Here is an 18630-nt window from a genome sequence, read left to right on the forward strand (position 1 = left end):
GCCGTGGGGGAGACGGTGGGGGAAACGGTGCGGCTCGGTTACTCGGCGGAGTTCGCCGACGTGCACGAGGCGGTACGGGTCAGGCTGCGGGCCACCCGCTGGTGGCCGGCCATGCGGTGGACCACGCGGATCGTCGGCGGCTTCGCCGTCCTGGTCGCCGGGCTCGCCCTGTGGATCGGGGACGCGGGCGCCGCCGTCACGCTCGTGCTGCTCGGTGCGGTGGCCGTGGGCGCCGCCGAGCTGATCCCGTGGGGGACGGCCTGGAGCCTCTTCCGGCTGATCGGGTCCCAGGGGGACGCCACGGCGGTCGTGGACGAGGACGGCGGACGGTGGACCTCGCGGGACACCGACACCACGATCCGGTGGGCGCTGCTGCCCCGGTACGTGGAGACGCCCCGGCTCTTCGTCCTGCTCACCGCCCAGCGGTCCGGCACCGGCTTCGCGTATCTGCCGAAGCGCGGGCTCGCCGATCCCGCCGACGTGGACCGGCTCCGGGCGGTCCTGGACCGGTACACCGCCCGCGCGTGACCGTACGCGAAGGGGCCCGCACCGAATCGTTTCGGTGCGGGCCCCTTCGTACGCCTGCTGACTACTTCGCCGCGCACTCCGCGCACGTGCCGAAGATCTCGACCGTGTGCGCCACGTTCACGAAGCCGTGTTCCGTGGCGATCGTCTCGGCCCACTGCTCCACCATCGGGCCCTCCACCTCCACGGCCTTGCCGCAGAGGCGGCAGACCAGATGGTGGTGGTGGTCCTCGGTCGAACAGCGGCGGTAGACCGTCTCGCCGTCGCTCGTGCGCAGCGCGTCGACCTCGCCCGCGTCCGCGAGGGACTGGAGCGTGCGGTAGACGGTGGTGAGGCCCACGGAGTCGCCGCGGTGCTTGAGCATGTCGTGCAGCTCCTGGGCGCTGCGGAACTCGTCCACCTCGTTCAGCGCCGCCGCCACGGCGGCCCGCTGCTTCGTCGAGCGGCCTCGTACGGGGGGTCCTGCCGTCACCACGGGGGCCTCCTTGGATGAATGTGCTGCCCCCGCCATTCTGCCAGCCCCCCGTGTGCGGTCCCCCTAGGTCCTGTCCGGCGGATCATGGCCGGGGTCGCGGGGCCTATCCGCCCCTGATCCGCCGGACAGGCCCTAGACCTTCACGTCGCAGTTCGCGGCCCCGGCCGTCCCGGAGTCCGCGGCCTCCGCCGCGCGGGCGCGGCGCCGGGCGAGCGGGGTGGCGAGGAGGGTCAGGGCGACGAAGACCCCGATCGCGTACAGGACGATCGTCGCGCCGGGCGGGACGTCCTGGTAGTACGAGGTGACCGTGCCGGCCAGGGTGACGGCGACGCCCGTCGCGACCGCGAGGACGAAGGTCGCGCGGAAGGACTTCGACAGCTGCTGGGCCGCCGCGACCGGCACCACCATGAGCGCGCTGACGAGCAGCAGGCCGACGACCCGCATGGCGACCGTGACGGTCACCGCGGCCGTGACCGCGATGAGGAGGTTCAGGGCGCGCACCGGGAGGCCGGTGACGCGGGCGAACTCCTCGTCCTGGCTGACGGCGAAGAGCTGGCGGCGCAGGCCGACCGTGACGAGGACGACGAAGGCCGCGAGGAGCGCGATGGCCGTGATGTCCTCGGAGGAGACCGTCGACAGCGAGCCGAAGAGGTACGAGCTGAGGTTGGCGTTCGAGCCGGTCGGCGAGAGGTTGATCAGCAGGACGCCGCCGGCCATGCCGCCGTAGAAGAGCAGCGCGAGCGCCATGTCGCCGCGGGTCTTCCCGTACGCCCTGATCAGCTCCATCGCGACGGCGCCCGCGACGGCGACGAGGGTCGCCATCCAGACCGGGTTGGCGTTCATCAGGAAGCCGAGGCCGACACCGGTCATGGCGACGTGGCCGATGCCGTCGCCCATGAGGGCCTGGCGGCGCTGGACGAGGTAGATGCCGACGGCGGGGGCGGTGATGCCGACGAGGACGGCCGCGAGGAGCGCCCGCTGCATGAAGGCCGGTTCGAGGAAGTCCATGATCAGGTCAGCAGTCCCGTGCGGAGCGGCTCGCCGGCCGCGTGCGGATGTACGTGGTCGTGGCCGGGCAGCGCGTGCTGGCCGACGGCCTCCGGCGGCGGGCCGTCGTGGACGACGCAGCCGTCGCGGAGGACGACCGCGCGGTCGATGAGCGGTTCGAGGGGGCCGAGCTCGTGCAGGACGAGGAGGACGGACGTGCCGCCCGCGACCTGCTCGCGCAGGGTCGAGGCGAGGATCTCCTGGCTCGCGAGGTCCACGCCGGCCATCGGCTCGTCCATGATCAGGAGTTCGGGCTCGGAGGCGAGCGCGCGGGCGATCAGGACGCGCTGGTGCTGGCCGCCGGAGAGCGCGGCGACGGAGTCCTTGGCGCGGTCGGCGAGGCCGACGAGCTCGATGGCCCGCTCGACGGCGGCCCGGTCGTCCCGGCCCATCCAGCCGAACTTCCGGCGGGACAGCCGGCCGGAGGAGACGACCTCGCGGATGGTGGCGGGGACGCCGCTGGCGGCGGTGGTCCGCTGCGGTACGTAGCCGACGCGGGCCCAGTCGCGGAACCGCTTCTGCTCCGTGCCGAACAGTTCGATCCGGCCGCCGGTCAGCGGCACCTGGCCTATGACGGAGCGGACGGCGGTCGACTTGCCGGAGCCGTTGGCGCCGAGCAGGGCGACGACCTCACCGCGGTGGACGGTGAGGTCGACGCCCCGGAGGACGGGCCGGGCGCCGAGCGTCGCCGTGGCTCCGCGGACGGAAATGACGGGCTCGTCGCTCATGGGTGCCTCCGTGCCTGTTTCCTGCTGTGCTGCTGCCGTGGTCACTTGGCGCCGAGGGCCTTCTTCAGCGCGGTGAGGTTGGACCGCATGACCTCGATGTAGTCATCGCCCTGGGACTTGTCGGTGATTCCCTCCAGCGGGTCGAGCACGTCGGTCTTGAGACCGGTGTCGCCCGCGAGGGTCTTCGCGGTCTTGTCGCTCGCGAGGGTCTCGAAGAAGACGGTGGACACCTTGTCCTGCTTCGCGATGTCCTGGAGCTCCTTGATGCGGGCGGGGCTCGGCTCCGACTCGGGGTCGATGCCGGTGATGCCCTCCTGCTCCAGGCCGTAGCGCTCGGCGAGGTAGCCGAAGGCGGAGTGGGTGGTGATGAAGGTCTTCGTCGCGGTGTTCTTGAGGCCCGTCTCGAACTCGGTGTTCAGGTCGCCGAGCTTCTTCACCAGCGCGTCGGTGTTCTTCTTGTAGTCGGCGGCGTGGTCCGGGTCCGCCTTCTCCAGGGCCGCGCCCACGCCCTTGGCGACCTCGGCGTACTTCACGGGGTCGAGCCAGATGTGGGGGTCGGTGCCGGCCTCGGAGCCGTGGTCGTGGCCCTCGTGCTCGTCGTGGCCCGCCTCCTCGGCGGCGTGCTCCTCGCCCTCGTGCGCGTGGCCGACCTCGTTGCCGTGCTCTTCGAGCTTCGTGAGGGTGGCGGCGTCGACCGTGTTCTTGACGCCGGCCTGGGCGATGGCCTCGTCGACGGCGGGCTGGATGCCCTTGAGGTAGAGGACGACGTCGGCCTCGCCGAGCTCGCCGATCTGCTTCGGCTTGAGCTCCAGGTCGTGGGGTTCGACGCCGGGCTTGGTCAGCGTGTTGACGGCGACGTGGCCGCCGCCTATCTGCTCGGCCAGGTACTGCATGGGATAGAACGACGCCACCACGTCCAGCTTGCCGCCGCTCCCCTTGTCCGCCGCGTCGGAGGTTCCGCCGCAGGCGGTGAGGGTCACGAGGCCGAGGGTGACGGCTCCGGCGAGGGCGGTGCTGGGTATCAGGCGTCGCACGTTCATGACACTCATTTTCAACAAAACTGGAAACGATTGTCAATTGTCATATGTGTGGCCCAAGCCACGCGTGCCCCCGTGCCGTCGGGGGCGTCGCGTGCGGGGAACCGATTTGATGCGGGGGGTGGGCGCGCCGGTAACCTGTGGCATTCGCACTTCGTCGTCGTAATGAAGAGAGCACCGTGGCCGCCGACAAGATCGACACCATCGTCAGCCTGAGCAAGCGCCGTGGCTTCGTCTACCCGTGCAGCGAGATCTACGGCGGTCAGCGTGCCGCCTGGGACTACGGGCCGCTGGGTGTCGAGCTGAAGGAGAACATCAAGCGCCAGTGGTGGCGTTACATGGTCACCGCGCGCGAGGACGTCGTCGGCATCGACTCGTCGGTCATCCTGGCCACCGAGGTCTGGGAGGCCTCCGGCCACGTCGCGACCTTCACCGACCCGCTGACCGAGTGCACCTCCTGCCACAAGCGCTTCCGCGCGGACCACCTGGAGGAGGCGTACGAGGAGAAGCACGGCCGCGTCCCCGCGAGCCTCCAGGAGCTCAACTGCCCCAACTGCGGCAACAAGGGCACCTTCACCGAGCCGAAGAACTTCTCCGGCCTGCTCTCCACGCACCTCGGCCCGACCCAGGACAGCGGCTCCGTCGCGTACCTGCGTCCCGAGACCGCCCAGGGCATCTTCACCAACTTCGCCCAGGTGCAGACCACCTCGCGCAAGAAGCCCCCGTTCGGCATCGCGCAGATGGGCAAGTCCTTCCGGAACGAGATCACTCCGGGCAACTTCATCTTCCGCACCCGCGAGTTCGAGCAGATGGAGATGGAGTTCTTCGTCAAGCCGGGTGAGGACGAGGAGTGGCAGGAGTACTGGATGCAGCAGCGCTGGAACTGGTACACCGGCCTCGGTCTCCGCGAGGAGAACATGCGCTGGTTCGAGCACCCGCAGGAGAAGCTCTCCCACTACTCGAAGCGCACCGCCGACATCGAGTACCGCTTCTCCTTCGGCGGCAGCGAGTGGGGCGAGCTGGAAGGCGTCGCCAACCGCACCGACTACGACCTGACCGCGCACTCCAAGGCCTCGGGCGCCAACCTGACGTACCTGGACCAGGAGTCCGGCGAGCGCTACACGCCGTTCGTCATCGAGCCGGCCGCCGGTGTCGGCCGCACGATGCTGGCCTTCCTCCTCGACGCGTACGTCGAGGACGAGGCGCCGAACGCCAAGGGCGTCATGGAGAAGCGCACGGTGCTGCGCCTCGACCACCGTCTGGCCCCGGTCAAGGTCGCGGTCCTGCCGCTCTCCCGCAACCCGCAGCTCTCCCCGAAGGCCAAGGGTCTCGCGGCGGACCTGCGCCAGAACTGGAACATCGAGTTCGACGACGCCGGCGCCATCGGCCGCCGCTACCGTCGCCAGGACGAGATCGGCACCCCGTTCTGCGTCACCGTCGACTTCGACACGCTCGACGACAACGCGGTGACCGTGCGCGAGCGCGACACCATGAAGCAGGAGCGCGTCTCGCTCGACCAGATCCAGAGCTACCTGGGCAGCCGCCTGCTCGGCTGCTGACCCGCTGGGTTCCCGTACGGGAAAGCCCCCGGTTCCGTTCTCGGAGCCGGGGGCTTCTCCGTACGCCTCAGGAGGCCGCCGCCGCTGCCGCCGCTTCCGCCTCCGCCTGGCGCCGGGCGCCCTCGGCCGCGCGGCGCTTCCCGAACCAGGCCGTCCAGACGCCCAGTCCGCCGAGGACCGAGTAGAGCAGGACCGGGCTGACGACCACCATGGTGTCGGTCGGCAGCGCGTACGCCAGGGCGATACGGACCACGGCCTCGGCCACGTACGCCACGCCCCACACCAGCGTCATCGTGCGCATGGTCGAGCGGAAGCCCTCGTACTCCCACATGCCGTTCCACCAGGCCGTGCTCGCCGGGGTGCCGTCCGTCGCGAACTTGCGGCCGAAGTAGAACATCAGCGGGCGGCGGGCCAGGAGGGTCGCCAGGCAGAGCAGGCCGAAGAGGCCCGTCACGCCCGAGTCCTTGATCAGGAGCGCGCGGGCGGTGTGCGCGCCGACCAGCGAGACCACGGCCGTGATCACCAGGAAGACCAGGGTGACCAGGGCGAACTCGTCGACCTTGCGGCGCCAGGCCACCATGATCGCGGTGTCGAGGACCGGCCACGCGCTGCTCGCGAGCAGCGCGGCGAACTCGGACCAGCCGTGGTTCTCGGTCAGCTGGTTGTACGTGACGATCGGCGCGACCACGTTGAGTCCGATGGTCAGGATCCAGCCGAGCGCGGAGGCGGAGCCGGAGCGGGCCGGAGGGCCCGACGGGGCGGATGACGGGGCGGATGCGGACAAGGTTCCCCCTGAGTGAAGACGGTCGGGTGCTGCCCCGGAAGGCTAGTCATGCACCGGACAGGGAGGGGGGATTCCCGGTCAAATGATCTTCAAGGAGGGCGGCGCCGGTCAGGCGCGCAGGGCCCGCTGGACGAGCGAGACGATCGCCGTGAACGCGTCCTCGATGCCGGGGGCCGTCCAGTCTGCCGCGTGCGCCGGGTTGTGGAAGCGGGCCGTGGCGTCGAAGACCGCGCGGGCCGTCGTCGTGGTGTCCCGCTCCGGGGCCGCGAACAGGCCCTCGTTCCGGCCGGCCTCCAGGATCCGGGCGATCTGCCCGACGAGGTGCTCCTCGTGCCGGTCGACGACGGCGCTGTTCTCGCCGATCAGGACCTGGAAGGTCGCCATCAGCTCCGGGTCGCCGCCCGCCTTGCGGCGCTTGAGGGCGAAGAGCTCCGTCAGCCAGCCGGTCAGCCGCTCGTCGGCGGGCCCGTCACCCTCGGCGTACGGCAGGAGCGCGACGATCGTGCCCTGGAGCCACCGCTCCGTGACGGCCTCGCGGAGGGCCGCCTTCGTGCGGAAGTGGCGGTAGACGCTGCCGTGGCTGACGCCGAGGACCCGGGCGACGTCGACGACCGTCGCCTTCGCGGGGCCGTACCGGCGCAGCACCTCCTCGGTGGCTTCGAGGATGCGCTCTGCGGTCAGGGTCTCGGTGGCGGCCATGCAAGGACAGTACCTGTCAGTGCTCGCTGTCCAGGTGGGCCATCTGGGCCGCCGGGTAGCGCTCGCCCGCCGCGGCGCCCGCCGGGACGGCCTCCTCGATCGCGGAGAGGTCGGCGGCGTCGAAGGTGACGTCCAGGGCGCCGAGCGCCTCCGCGAGCCGGTCCCGGCGGCGGGCGCCGACCAGCGGGACGATGTCGGCGCCGTGCCGGGGGCCCTGGGCGAGGACCCAGGCGATGGCCGTCTGGGCGACCGTCGCGCCCTTCGCCTCGGCGACCGCGCGCAGCCGGTCCACCAGGTCCAGGTTCCGCTGGAGGTTCTCGCCCTGGAAGCGCGGGCTCATGCCCCGGAAGTCGCCGGGCGCCAGCTCGCGGTCGCGGGAGAAGTGGCCGCCGATCAGGCCGCGGGAGAGGACCCCGTACGCGGTGATCCCGATGCCGAGCTCGCGGGCGGTGGGGAGGATCTTCTCCTCGATGCCCCGGGACACGAGGCTGTACTCGATCTGGAGGTCCGCGATCGGGGCCACGGCCGCCGCGCGGCGCAGGGTGTCCGCGCCGACCTCGGAGAGGCCGATGTGCCGGACGTGCCCGGCCTCGACGAGCTCCGCGATGGCGCCGACGGTCTCCTCGATCGGGACGTCCGGGTCGACGCGGGCGATCCGGTAGATGTCGATGTGGTCGGTGCCCAGGCGCTGGAGCGAGTACGCCGCGAAGTTCTTCACCGCGGCCGGGCGGCCGTCGTACCCGGTGAAGCCGCCCTCGACCGTGCGGAGCGCGCCGAACTTCACGCTCGTCAGGGCCCGCTCGCGGACGGCGGCGGGGACGCCGCGGAGCGCCTCGGCGATCAGCAGCTCGTTGTGGCCCATGCCGTAGAAGTCGCCGGTGTCGAGGAGGGTCACGCCGGCGTCGAGGGCCGCGTGGATCGTGGCGATCGACTCGGTGCGGTCGCTCTCGCCGTACAGGGCGGACATGCCCATGCAGCCGAGACCGAGGGCGGAGACGGCGGGGCCGGTCGCGCCGAGGGGGCGGACGGGGAGGGAGGGGGCCGTCGAGGAGGTCGTCGCGGGAGTCGCCGAAGGGGTCGTCGAAGGGGTCGTCGAAGTCGTCATGGAACAACCATGACATGTGTGATGACAGATTTCAATATCTGTCACTCCCTACCCCATCGTGCGGCGCGGGCGCCGGCGGCTCCAGGGCCCGTGCCGTCCGCTCCGCCGTGCCACGGGCCCACGCGCCGCTCGTCAGTGCGCCCACGGCGAGGACGGCGAGGCCGCAGGCCGTCACGATCCAGTAGCCGGGGCGGGCGGCGGCCGTGAACATCTCCTCGCGCGAGCCCCCGGCCACCCCGGCACCCAGGACCGCGCCGACCACCGCGACGCCGAGGGTCTGCCCGATCTGGCGGCTCGTGGAGGCGACCGCCGCCGCCACCCCGGCCTGGGCGCGGGGCATGCCGGAGACGGCCGTGTTCGTGATCGGCGCGTTCACGACACCGAAGCCGATGCCGAAGAGCACGTACCCGGTGAAGAGCAGCGCGTCGTTCGTCTCCGCCTCGAAGGCGGCGAAGAGCAGCGAGCCCGAGGCCATCGCCGTCCCCGCGATCAGCAGCGAGGGGCGCGGCCCGCGCGCGCCCGTGAGCCGCCCGGAGAGAGGGGCGAAGACGAAGGTCATGCCGGCCATCGGCAGCATGTACAGGCCCGCGTCCAGGGGCGAGAGGCCGCGCACGTCCTGGAGGTACAGGGTGTTGAGGAAGAGGAAGCCGCCGAGCGCCGCGAAGGCGCAGACCGCGATGACGGTGGCCCCGCTGAACGGCGCGCTGCGGAAGAACCGCAGGTCGATCAGGGGCTCGCGGCGCCGGGGCTCGTAGAGGAGCAGGCCGGCGAGGGCGGCGGCCGAGACCAGGGCGAAGAGCGGGGCGGTCTCGATGATCGCGTACGTGAGCGAGCCGAGGAGCACCGCGACGAGGAGCTGTCCGACCGGGTCGGGGCGGCGGGGCCGGGGGGCCTTGGACTCGGGGACGTACCGCAGGGTGAGGACGAGGGCGGCGGTCGCGACCGGGAGGTTCAGCCAGAAGATCGCCCGCCAGTCCACGGCCTCGACGAGGAGGCCGCCCACGAGCGGCCCGGCGGCCATGGAGACGCCGACGACCGCGCCCCAGACGCCGATGGCGCGGGCGCGGGCGGCGGGCTCGGTGAAGGTGTTGGTGATGATCGACATCGCGACCGGGTTGAGCATCGCGCCGCCGACGGCCTGGAGCGCCCGGAAGGCGATCAGCGCCTCCAGGCTGGGGGCGAGGGAGCAGAGCAGCGAGCCGAGCGCGAAGACGACGAGGCCGGTCGTGAAGACCTTGCGGCGGCCGATCCGGTCGGCGGTGGAGCCGCCGAGCATGAGGAGGGTGGCGATGACGAGGCTGTAGGCGTCGATCGTCCACTGGAGTCCGGAGACGCCCGCGTCGAGCTCGCGGCCGATGGACGGCAGGGCGACGTTGAGCGCGGTGTTGTCGAGGCTGACGATGAGCAGGCTCATGCAGCAGATGGCGAGGACGAGCAGCTGTCTGCGGCGGGGGAGCTGGTCGGGGGCCGGCGGGGGCGTGAGCTTCGGGGGTGTGAGCTCGGGCATGTGCGGATCGTAGGGCTGACGGCTTGAGCGCGCAGTGCGTGACAATAGGGGAATGACCGCGTTCTCCCCTCTCGCCATCGGCCCGCACATCGTGCAGCCGCCGGTGGTGCTCGCGCCCATGGCCGGCATCACCAACGCCCCCTTCCGTACCCTCTGCCGCGAGTACTCCGGCGGCAAGGGGCTGTTCGTGAGCGAGATGATCACGACGCGCGCCCTGGTCGAGCGCAACGAGAAGACGATGCAGCTCATCCGCTTCGACGCGACCGAGCAGCCGCGCTCGATCCAGCTGTACGGCGTCGACCCGGTGACCGTCGGCAAGGCCGTGCGGATGATCGTCGACGAGGACCTCGCCGACCACATCGACCTGAACTTCGGCTGCCCGGTCCCGAAGGTGACCCGCAAGGGCGGCGGCTCGGCACTGCCGTACAAGCGGCCGCTGCTGCGCGCGATCCTCCACGAGGCCGTGTCGAACGCGGGCGACCTGCCCGTCACGATGAAGATGCGCAAGGGCATCGACGACGACCACATCACCTACCTCGACGCGGGGCGGATCGCCGTCGAGGAGGGCGTCACCGCCATCGCGCTGCACGGGCGGACCGCCGCCCAGCACTACGGCGGCACGGCCGACTGGGACGCCATCGCGCGGCTCAAGGAGCACGTGCCGGAGATCCCGGTGCTCGGCAACGGCGACATCTGGTCGGCGGACGACGCGCTGCGGATGATGAAGGAGACCGGCTGCGACGGCGTCGTGGTCGGGCGCGGCTGCCTGGGGCGGCCCTGGCTCTTCGGCGACCTGGTGGCCGGGTTCGAGGGTACGGGCGCCTACGCGCAGCCGGGGCTGCGGGAGGTCGCGGACGCGATGGTGCGGCACGCGGCGCTGCTCGGCGAGTGGCTGGGCGACGAGGCACGCGGTGTCATCGACTTCCGCAAGCACGTGGCCTGGTACCTGAAGGGCTTCGCGGTCGGCTCCGAGATGCGCAAGAAGCTGGCGATCACCTCCTCCCTGGACGAGTTGCGCGCTCAGTTGAGCGAGCTTGATCTGGACCAGCCGTGGCCGGTGGGCGCGGACGGCCCCCGGGGTCGTACGTCCGGAAACAACCGAGTTGTCCTGCCTGACGGCTGGTTGAAGGACCCGTACGACTGCGCCGGTGTGAGCGAGGACGCCGAGCTGGACACGTCCGGAGGGTGAGATCGGGGCGCTCATTCGTGCGCTCAGTGGAGTGATCCTCGCCACCCCTGAGGGGGGTGGCGCTCACATGAGCAGGTTACGGACAGCTGCACCGCCTGAAGGGTGGCACGGGGTGCCACCCTTTTTGCGTTCAAGAGTTGAACGCAAGTGGAGGGGATGGCGCTCGGATGAGCGGCTAGCGTCAAGATTCGGCCATTCGGGCTTCGGGTCCTGAAAGCGGAAGCTACCTCTCAGTTACTTTCGAAGTGCTGGCGGACGGGTGGTTAAGACCATGTGTCCGCTAGGCGTACCTCCACAGAAGCCTTCGATCTGGGTATGTTCCTCGCCGTCAGGGCAGCCAACCGAGTCATCGAGGAGTCGGGACCCGTGTCGGAAATTAATGATCAGAAGTTCGTCTACGACTTCACCGAGGGCAACAGGGACCTGAAGGACCTGCTCGGTGGCAAGGGCGCCAACCTCGCCGAGATGACCAACCTCGGCCTCCCGGTGCCTCCGGGCTTCACGATCACCACCGAAGCGTGCAAGGTCTACCTGGAGAGCGGCTCGGAGCCTGCCGCCCTCCGCGACGAGGTGTCCGCGCACCTCGACGCCCTCGAGACGCAGATGGGCAAGAAGCTCGGCCAGGCCGACGACCCGCTGCTCGTCTCCGTCCGCTCGGGCGCCAAGTTCTCCATGCCCGGCATGATGGACACGGTCCTGAACATCGGCCTCTCGGACGAGTCCGTCAACGGTCTCGCCGCCCAGGCCGACAACGAGCGCTTCGCGTGGGACTCGTACCGCCGCCTGATCCAGATGTTCGGCAAGACCGTCCTCGGCGTCGACGGCGAGCTCTTCGAGGAGGCCCTCGACGAGGCCAAGGCCGCCAAGGGCGTCGCCAGCGACACCGACCTGGACGCCGCCGACCTGCGCAAGGTCGTCGAGCACTTCAAGAAGATCGTGAAGACCGAGACCGGCCGCGACTTCCCCCAGGACGCCCGCGAGCAGATGGACCTCGCCATCGAGGCCGTCTTCAACTCCTGGAACACCGACCGCGCGAAGCTGTACCGCCGCCAGGAGCGCATCCCGAGCGACCTCGGCACCGCCGTCAACGTGTGTTCGATGGTCTTCGGCAACCTCGGCCCCGACTCGGGCACCGGCGTCGCCTTCACCCGCGACCCCGCCTCCGGCCACGCCGGCGTCTACGGCGACTACCTGCAGAACGCGCAGGGCGAGGACGTCGTCGCCGGTATCCGCAACACCGTGCCGCTCGCCGACCTCGAGTCGATCGACAAGACGTCGTACGACCAGCTCATGCACATCATGAGCACGCTGGAGACCCACTACAAGGATCTCTGCGACATCGAGTTCACCATCGAGCGCGGCCAGCTCTGGATGCTCCAGACCCGCGTCGGCAAGCGCACCGCCGGTGCCGCCTTCCGCATCGCGACCCAGCTCGTGGACCAGGGCCTGATCGACGAGGCCGAGGCGCTCCAGCGCGTCACCGGCGCCCAGCTCGCCCAGCTGATGTTCCCGAAGTTCGACGAGAACGCGAAGGTCGAGCAGATCGGCCGCGGCATCGCCGCCTCCCCGGGCGCGGCCGTCGGCAAGGCCGTCTTCGACTCGTACACGGCCGTCAAGTGGTCCCGCTCCGGCGAGAAGGTCATCCTGATCCGCCGCGAGACCAACCCGGACGACCTGGACGGCATGATCGCCGCCGAGGGCATCCTCACCTCGCGCGGCGGCAAGACCTCGCATGCCGCCGTCGTCGCCCGCGGCATGGGCAAGACCTGTGTCTGCGGCGCCGAGGAGCTCGAGGTCGACACCAAGCGCCGCCGCATGACCACGGCCGACGGCCAGGTCGTCGAGGAGGGCGACGTCGTCTCCATCGACGGCTCCACCGGCAAGGTCTACCTCGGAGAGGTACCCGTCGTACCCTCCCCGGTCGTCGAGTACTTCGAGGGCCGCATGCACGCCGGCGCCGACGACGCCGACGAGCTCGTCGCCGCCGTGCACCGCCTCATGGCGTACGCCGACCGCGTCCGCCGCCTCCGGGTCCGCGCCAACGCGGACAACGCCGAGGACGCGCTCCGCGCCCGCCGCTTCGGCGCGCAGGGCATCGGCCTGTGCCGCACGGAGCACATGTTCCTCGGCGAGCGCCGCCAGTTCGTCGAGCGGCTGATCCTGGCCGACACGGACGCCGAGCGCGAGCAGGCCCTGGAGGCCCTGCTGCCGCTGCAGAAGACGGACTTCGTCGAGCTCTTCGAGGCCATGGACGGGCTGCCCGTCACGGTCCGCCTGCTCGACCCGCCGCTGCACGAGTTCCTCCCCGACATCACCGAGCTTTCGGTGCGCGTCGCCCTCGCGGAGTCCCGCAAGGAGCCGCACGAGAACGACCTGCGCCTGCTCCAGGCCGTGCACCGCCTGCACGAGCAGAACCCGATGCTGGGTCTGCGCGGTGTCCGCCTCGGTCTGGTCATCCCCGGCCTGTTCACCATGCAGGTCCGCGCCATCGCCGAGGCCGCCGCCCAGCGCGTCGACGCCAAGGGCGACCCGCGCGTCGAGATCATGATCCCGCTCGTCGGCACCGTCCAGGAGCTGGAGATCGTCCGCGAGGAGGCCGAGCAGGTCATCGCCGAGGTCGTCGCCCGCACCGGCGTCGAGCTCAAGCTCGCGCTCGGCACCATGATCGAGCTGCCCCGCGCCGCCGTCACCGCCGGCCAGATCGCCGAGGCCGCGGAGTTCTTCTCCTTCGGCACCAACGACCTGACGCAGACGGTCTGGGGCTTCTCCCGCGACGACGTGGAGGCCTCGTTCTTCACCGCGTACCTGGAGAAGGGCATCTTCGGCGTCAGCCCCTTCGAGACCATCGACAAGGACGGCGTCGGCGCCCTCGTGCGCAGCGCCGCCCAGGCCGGCCGCGCCACCCGCCCCGACATCAAGCTCGGTGTCTGCGGCGAGCACGGCGGCGACCCGGAGTCGGTGCACTTCTTCCACGAGGTCGGTCTCGACTACGTCTCCTGCTCGCCCTTCCGGATCCCGGTGGCGCGCCTGGAGGCCGGTCGTGCCGCCGCCGAGGCCAAGGGCAGCGACAGCCGCTGACACTCGGCCGGGACAGGGCCTCAGGGCCCCGCAGAGCCTGCTGAACCGGGGCCCGGGTGTGGCGGTCGGGCCCCCCGGCCCCCGGTTCGGCAGTGGTACCACCGGGGCCGTCGTCGGTCTCTCACCACCCTCACCGACGGGCGGCGGCTCCGGGCACCAAAGAGAGACGGGACGGACACCTTTGTGCGGAGGTGTCCGTCCCGTCGTCTTTTGGCCCCGCTCATTTATCGCGGCCGTCGATCAGATGTGAGTTCCTGTTCAATTGAGGACGCTATAATTCTTCGCCATTGAACTTTTCTGTTTCTTCACGTTTTCTCAAGTGAAGAAACGGACAGGCGCGGCCTCCGGATCCCCACCCGGAGGCCGCGCCCTTTTCCGATGCCGGGCAGGTGAGCCGCAACCTCGCCGACCGCCGCCGGACGCGCAAAGCCCCCCACGGTCTTCGCCACGCCACCTCGGTCCTGAAGGTTTCCTGTCCGACCCGCCTAGCTTTTCGTTTCGACGGCGTTTGCCGCGATGCTTTTCAACTCTGGCTGAAACACCCTGGTAACGTGCTGTGATGCTGTGCATACTCGTTGCCGGGGGTGGTTGCGAGTGCACAGGTGGGGACGTCATCATGCTGCGGATTCATTTCACAGGAAGCGACTTGGCGGGGGTGCGGACGGCCGCACGGCCTGATGTTCTGTGGGAAACGATTCTGAGTTTTCACCGCTTAAGGGACCGCCGCGGATCCGTCGTCTACAAGCAATGGCGTACGGATGCCAGGACGAGGCTCGGCGGTGAGACCAGGCTCCTCGCCGCGCTCGTCCCGAGCCGGGGGTATTTCCCCGACTTCCTGACGCCCGCCGAAGGCGTCCACGGACTCGACGAAGGACTCCAGGCGATCCGCGGGACCGAGCCGGGCCGGCTCCGGTCCGAGCTCTCGCTCCTCGCGGCCGACCGCTCCGGAGCCCGTACGGTCCCCCACTCGCTCCGTGCCCTCGCCGACGGCGGTGCGGAGCCCTTCGACCGGCTCGTGGGGGCCCTGCGGAGCTATCACCGGGCCGCGATCGAGCCGTACTGGCCGCACCTGCGGGCGCGGGTCGAGGCGGACCGGGCGCGGCGCGGCCGGGCCCTGCTCGACGGCGGGGCCGAGGAGCTCCTCGCCTCGCTGCCGCCGATGCTGCGCTGGCGCGCGCCCGTCCTGGAGGCCGACTACCCGGTCGACCGGGACGTCCACCTCGACGGCCGCGGGCTGCTGCTCCAGCCCTCGTACTTCTGCCGGGGCACCCCGGTCGTGCTGCGCGACCCCGTGCTGCCGCCGGTGCTCGTCTACCCGATCACCCACGGCGAGGCGCCGACCGTCCGCGCGCCGGGCGGCTCCTCGCTCGCCAAGCTGGTCGGCCAGACCCGCTCGACGGTCCTGCACGCCATAGGCGACGGCGGGACGACGAGCGAGCTGGCCCGCAGGGCCGGGGTCTCCCTGGCCTCCGCGAGCCAGCACGCGGGCGTCCTGCGCGAGGCGGGCCTCATCGCGACCCTGCGCCACGGCAACGCGGTCCTGCACACCCTGACGCCACTGGGCGCCGCCCTCCTCGGCGGCGCCCAGCGGACGGTGGAGCTGGGCTCCCGCAGGTCCTACGCGCGGAACGGCCCGGTCACCTCGTAGGTGATGCCGCCCGATGAGCTGCCGCTCGTGCCGCGCTGGCTGGAGAAGTACAGGCGGCGGCCGTCGGGGGAGAAGGCCGGGCCGGTGATCTCGGAGCTCGACTGGCCGGTGACCCGGAGGAACGGCGCCACGATGTCGTCCGGGGTGATGACGCAGATCTCCAGGTTGCCGCCGTCCTCGGCGACGAACAGGTCGCCGGAGGAGGTGCCGGTGATGTTGTCGACACCGGTCAGCGGGGCGCCGCCGCCGGAGACGAGCGAGTCGTCGTAGGCGAGCTCGTAGGTCCCGGCGGCCAGGTTGACCTGCCAGACCCGGTTGTCGCCCTTGGTGGTGAACCAGACGGTGTCGTTCGCGTAGTAGCAGCCCTCGCCGCCGCTGAAGTGCTTGGCGCCGGAGACCTGGGTGCGGGTGGTGGTCGGCGAGCCGTCCGGGTCCGGCACGTTCGTCCAGGTGAAGGTGCCCGAGGTGCCGCTGCCGGCCGTGAAGACCTGGAGGGTGCCGGAGGAGAGGTTGCCCCAGGTCGTGGGGATGAAGCGGTAGAAGCAGCCGTCGGTCTCGTCCTCGGTCAGGTAGATCGCCTTGCGGACGGGGTCGGCCGCGGCGGCCTCGTGCTTGAACCGGCCCATCGCGTCGCGACGGGTGGCGGTGCCGCCCCAGGGGTTCGTCTCGTAGACGTAGCCGAGGGACACCTCCTCGCAGGAGAGCCAGGTGTTCCACGGGGTGGCGCCGCCCGCGCAGTTCTGGCGGGTGCCGGAGAGGATCCGGTAGGCGCCGGTGATCGTGCCGGAGGAGTTGAACTTGACCGCGCTCGCGCCGCCGCTCGGGTTGATCTCCGAGTTGGACACGTAGATCCAGCCCGTGCCGTCGGCGAAGCAGGCGCCGCCGTCGGGGGCGTTGTGCCAGGTGTACGAGGTGCCGGTCACGGTCTGGCCGGACCGGGCGATCACCCGGCTGGTGAACCCGGCCGGCAGCTGGATGCCGTTCGCGTCGGCCGCGCCGAGCGCCCCGTAGGGGCCCGCGCCGGGCTGGGCGGGGGCGGCGAAGGCCGCGCCGTGCCAGAGGCTGCCGCCGAAGGCGGCGGCCGAGGTGCCGATGACCGCTCCACGCAGGAAACTGCGTCGCTCCACGTCTCACTCCTGATGAGGGTGATGAACCGCCCCGCCTCGCCGGTCGGCGGCGGGGTCGCGCGCTTCCGGAACCTAGGAGTACGGAGTTGACTGTGCATCAACAAGCGGTGAAGCGGAAGAGGCGACTGCCGGGACCTTCGTCTCTGGAGGGACGCCGGGCCCGTGCGGGAGACTGGGGCGCATGCCTGTCACCAGGGACATCCGCGACCGCGCCGACCTCGACGTGCTGCTCCGCCGCTTCTACGGCGCCGCCTTCGCCGACCCCCTCATCGGCCCCTTCTTCACCGAGGTCGCCGGGACGGACCTGGAGGCCCACCTGCCGGGCATCACCGACTTCTGGGAGCGCGCCCTCTTCCGTACCGCCGAGTACCGCAAGGACGCCTTCGCCCCGCACGCCGCCCTGCACGCGGCCCGCCCCCTCACCGCCGCCCACTTCGGGCGCTGGGTGCAGCTCTGGCACGCCACCGTCGACGGCCTCCACACGGGCCCGCTCGCCGACCGGGCCAAGGCGCAGGGCGAGCGGATCGCGCTCTCCCTGCTGCGCAGGCTCGCGGGGCGCGACGCCCCGACCGGCGGCGGCGAGGGCGGGTTCGTCCCCCTGGCGGCGATCCGGCTCCGCTCGGCGGCCTGAGGCGGCCTGGGGCGGCCTGGGGCAGTCCGACGAGGTGGCCTGACGTGGCCTGGTGCGGCCCGAGTGGCCGGAGCGAAAAAATCTTCGAAGAATCTTCTCCGGGAGCGATGAGTCCCGGGAGGTCGGCCGGTCTTACCTCTCGACAGCACCGCACGACGGAAGAAGAGAGAACGCCATGGCCCCGCAGATGATCTTCGTGAACCTGCCCGTGAAGGACCTCGACGCGAGCAAGGCCTTCTACGAGAAGCTCGGCTACTCCATCAACCCGCAGTTCAGCGACGAGACCGCCGCCTGTGTGGTCATCAGCGACACGATCTTCGCGATGCTGCTCACCGAGGAGAAGTTCGCGAGCTTCACCGCCCCGGGCAAGGCGATCTCCGACGCCACGAAGGCCACCGAGGTGCTGATCACCCTGAGCGCCGAGAGCCGCGAGAAGACCGACGAGCTCGCCGACGCGGCGCTGGCCGCCGGTGGCAGCCCGGCGAAGGAGCCGATGGACATGGGCTTCATGTACGGCCGCTCCTTCGCCGACCTCGACGGCCACCACTGGGAGGTCTTCTGGATGGACCCGGCCGCCGCCGCGGGCGGCCAGGCCTGACCCGTCAGGGGTCGGGACCGGTCAGGCCGAGACCCCGCCGTCGACCACCAGGTCCGTGCCGACGGCGGAGCCCGCGTCGTCCGACGCGAGGTACAGGACCGCCGCCGCCACCTCCGCGGCGGACGAGAGCCGGCCCAGCGGCGACTGTCCCTTCATCCGTACGTCCCGCTCGGCCTCGGTCTCGCCCGGCAGCAGCGACATCGCGGACTCCGAGGCCCCCGGGCTGACCGCGTTGATCCGCACCCCCTCGGCGATGTGGTCGAGGGCCGCGGCCCGGGTGAGCACCGAGACGGCCGCCTTCGAGACCTGGTAGCCGGAGAGTCCGGGGAAGCGGACGTGGGCGCCGAGGTTGGACGAGATGTTCACGATCGAGCCGCCGCCGTGCGCCCGCATGTACGCGATCTCCGCCTGGAGCGAGTGCAGGACGCCCGTCAGGTTGGTGTCGAGCAGCTCCTGCCACGCGTCGAGCGGGAAGTCGGCGGCGCTCTGCCCGCCCCGGAAGATCCCCGCGTTGTTCACGGCCACGTCGAGCCCGCCGTGCAGGGCGACCGTGCGCCGTACGAGCTCCCGCACGGACCCGGCGTCCGTCACGTCGGCGGTGACGGCGGCCGCGGTGCCGCCCGCCGCCTCGATGAGGGCCACCGTCTCCGCGAGGGGCCCGGCGGTGCGGCCGGAGACGACGACCTTCGCGCCCTCGGCGGCGAGGGCGCGCGCGATGGCCCGGCCGAGGCCGGATCCCGCGCCGGTGACGAGGGCGGAGCGGCCGGTGAAGCGGGCGGACGTGGACGTCATGGGTGACTCCTCAGCGATGTGGTGGTGTTGTCGATGCTCTGAACTTGACCGTACGTTCTAGAATCGAGTCCGAAGAAAGGGCGCCCCCGTGGGCGCCCTTC

17 protein-coding genes are annotated in these 18630 nt (G+C 71.0%); 7 read left to right on the forward strand and 10 right to left on the reverse strand.

The features are described from left to right. The first annotated feature begins 3 nt into the window (after window positions 1-3). Window positions 4-528: a YcxB family protein gene (locus ACFC0Z_RS18125; protein ID WP_376438562.1), complete on the forward strand. Its 525-nt coding sequence runs from the start codon at window positions 4-6 to the stop codon at window positions 526-528. 61 nt (window positions 529-589) lie between these two features. Here ACFC0Z_RS18125 and ACFC0Z_RS18130 read toward each other — a convergent pair whose 3' ends face one another. The 4 genes from ACFC0Z_RS18130 to ACFC0Z_RS18145 form a co-directional block, all read right to left on the reverse strand. Next, window positions 590-1000 (reverse strand): Fur family transcriptional regulator, encoded by a 411-nt coding sequence (locus ACFC0Z_RS18130; RefSeq protein WP_376438565.1) that lies wholly within the window; start codon window positions 998-1000, stop codon window positions 590-592. A 132-nt stretch (window positions 1001-1132) separates the two neighbouring features. Continuing rightward, window positions 1133-2008, reverse strand: coding sequence for a metal ABC transporter permease (locus ACFC0Z_RS18135; RefSeq protein ID WP_376438568.1), 876 nt, complete (start codon window positions 2006-2008; stop codon window positions 1133-1135). A 2-nt stretch (window positions 2009-2010) separates the two neighbouring features. Further along, window positions 2011-2775, reverse strand: a complete 765-nt coding sequence (locus ACFC0Z_RS18140) for a metal ABC transporter ATP-binding protein (protein ID WP_376438571.1) — start codon at window positions 2773-2775, stop codon at window positions 2011-2013. A 41-nt stretch (window positions 2776-2816) separates the two neighbouring features. Beyond that, entirely contained in the window at window positions 2817-3815 is a 999-nt protein-coding gene (locus ACFC0Z_RS18145; RefSeq protein WP_376438573.1) for a metal ABC transporter substrate-binding protein, read from the reverse strand. 176 nt (window positions 3816-3991) lie between these two features. On the opposite strand from ACFC0Z_RS18145, the gene ACFC0Z_RS18150 reads away from it, so the two are divergent. Then, window positions 3992-5371, forward strand: a complete 1380-nt coding sequence (locus tag ACFC0Z_RS18150) for a glycine--tRNA ligase (protein WP_376438576.1) — start codon at window positions 3992-3994, stop codon at window positions 5369-5371. A gap of 67 nt (window positions 5372-5438) precedes the next feature. Here ACFC0Z_RS18150 and ACFC0Z_RS18155 read toward each other — a convergent pair whose 3' ends face one another. From ACFC0Z_RS18155 to ACFC0Z_RS18170, 4 genes are all read right to left on the reverse strand, one after another. Next, window positions 5439-6155, reverse strand: coding sequence for a VC0807 family protein (locus ACFC0Z_RS18155; RefSeq protein WP_376438579.1), 717 nt, complete (start codon window positions 6153-6155; stop codon window positions 5439-5441). 108 nt (window positions 6156-6263) lie between these two features. Further along, a complete protein-coding gene (locus ACFC0Z_RS18160) occupies window positions 6264-6854 on the reverse strand; it encodes a TetR family transcriptional regulator (protein WP_376438581.1) in 591 nt (196 codons plus the stop codon). 16 nt (window positions 6855-6870) lie between these two features. Then, on the reverse strand, window positions 6871-7959 hold the full coding sequence (locus ACFC0Z_RS18165) for an aldo/keto reductase (RefSeq protein WP_376438583.1): 1089 nt from the start codon (window positions 7957-7959) through the stop codon (window positions 6871-6873). A gap of 31 nt (window positions 7960-7990) precedes the next feature. Next, the gene (locus ACFC0Z_RS18170) at window positions 7991-9466 is read right to left on the reverse strand and encodes an MFS transporter (RefSeq protein WP_376438586.1); all 1476 of its coding nucleotides are present in this window, start codon (window positions 9464-9466) and stop codon (window positions 7991-7993) included. Between the two features lie 52 nt (window positions 9467-9518). On the opposite strand from ACFC0Z_RS18170, the gene dusB reads away from it, so the two are divergent. From dusB to ACFC0Z_RS18185, 3 genes are all read left to right on the forward strand, one after another. Beyond that, on the forward strand, window positions 9519-10655 hold the full coding sequence (dusB, locus tag ACFC0Z_RS18175; RefSeq protein ID WP_376438588.1) for a tRNA dihydrouridine synthase DusB: 1137 nt from the start codon (window positions 9519-9521) through the stop codon (window positions 10653-10655). 366 nt (window positions 10656-11021) lie between these two features. After that, complete coding sequence (gene ppdK / locus ACFC0Z_RS18180; protein WP_376439143.1) at window positions 11022-13733, forward strand: pyruvate, phosphate dikinase; 2712 nt, start codon at window positions 11022-11024, stop codon at window positions 13731-13733. A 616-nt stretch (window positions 13734-14349) separates the two neighbouring features. Continuing rightward, window positions 14350-15381, forward strand: a complete 1032-nt coding sequence (locus ACFC0Z_RS18185; protein WP_376438591.1) for a helix-turn-helix domain-containing protein — start codon at window positions 14350-14352, stop codon at window positions 15379-15381. Here ACFC0Z_RS18185 and ACFC0Z_RS18190 read toward each other — a convergent pair. Beyond that, the gene (locus ACFC0Z_RS18190; RefSeq protein WP_376438593.1) at window positions 15351-16508 is read right to left on the reverse strand and encodes an alkaline phosphatase PhoX; all 1158 of its coding nucleotides are present in this window, start codon (window positions 16506-16508) and stop codon (window positions 15351-15353) included. The genes ACFC0Z_RS18185 and ACFC0Z_RS18190 overlap by 31 nt on opposite strands. 181 nt (window positions 16509-16689) lie before the next feature. Here ACFC0Z_RS18190 and ACFC0Z_RS18195 point away from each other — a divergent pair, with 181 nt between their 5' ends. Together ACFC0Z_RS18195 and ACFC0Z_RS18200 are read left to right on the forward strand one after the other, a co-directional pair. Next, window positions 16690-17139, forward strand: a complete 450-nt coding sequence (locus ACFC0Z_RS18195) for a group III truncated hemoglobin (protein WP_376438596.1) — start codon at window positions 16690-16692, stop codon at window positions 17137-17139. A 175-nt stretch (window positions 17140-17314) separates the two neighbouring features. After that, window positions 17315-17737, forward strand: coding sequence for a VOC family protein (locus tag ACFC0Z_RS18200; protein WP_376438599.1), 423 nt, complete (start codon window positions 17315-17317; stop codon window positions 17735-17737). Between the two features lie 21 nt (window positions 17738-17758). On the opposite strand, the gene ACFC0Z_RS18205 is transcribed toward ACFC0Z_RS18200, so the two are convergent. Further along, entirely contained in the window at window positions 17759-18529 is a 771-nt protein-coding gene (locus ACFC0Z_RS18205; RefSeq protein ID WP_376438601.1) for an SDR family NAD(P)-dependent oxidoreductase, read from the reverse strand. Window positions 18530-18630: the final 101 nt, after the last annotated feature.

Origin of the sequence: Streptomyces sp. NPDC056144 (assembly GCF_042264145.1) — a bacterium.
Classification (GTDB): domain Bacteria; phylum Actinomycetota; class Actinomycetes; order Streptomycetales; family Streptomycetaceae; genus Streptomyces.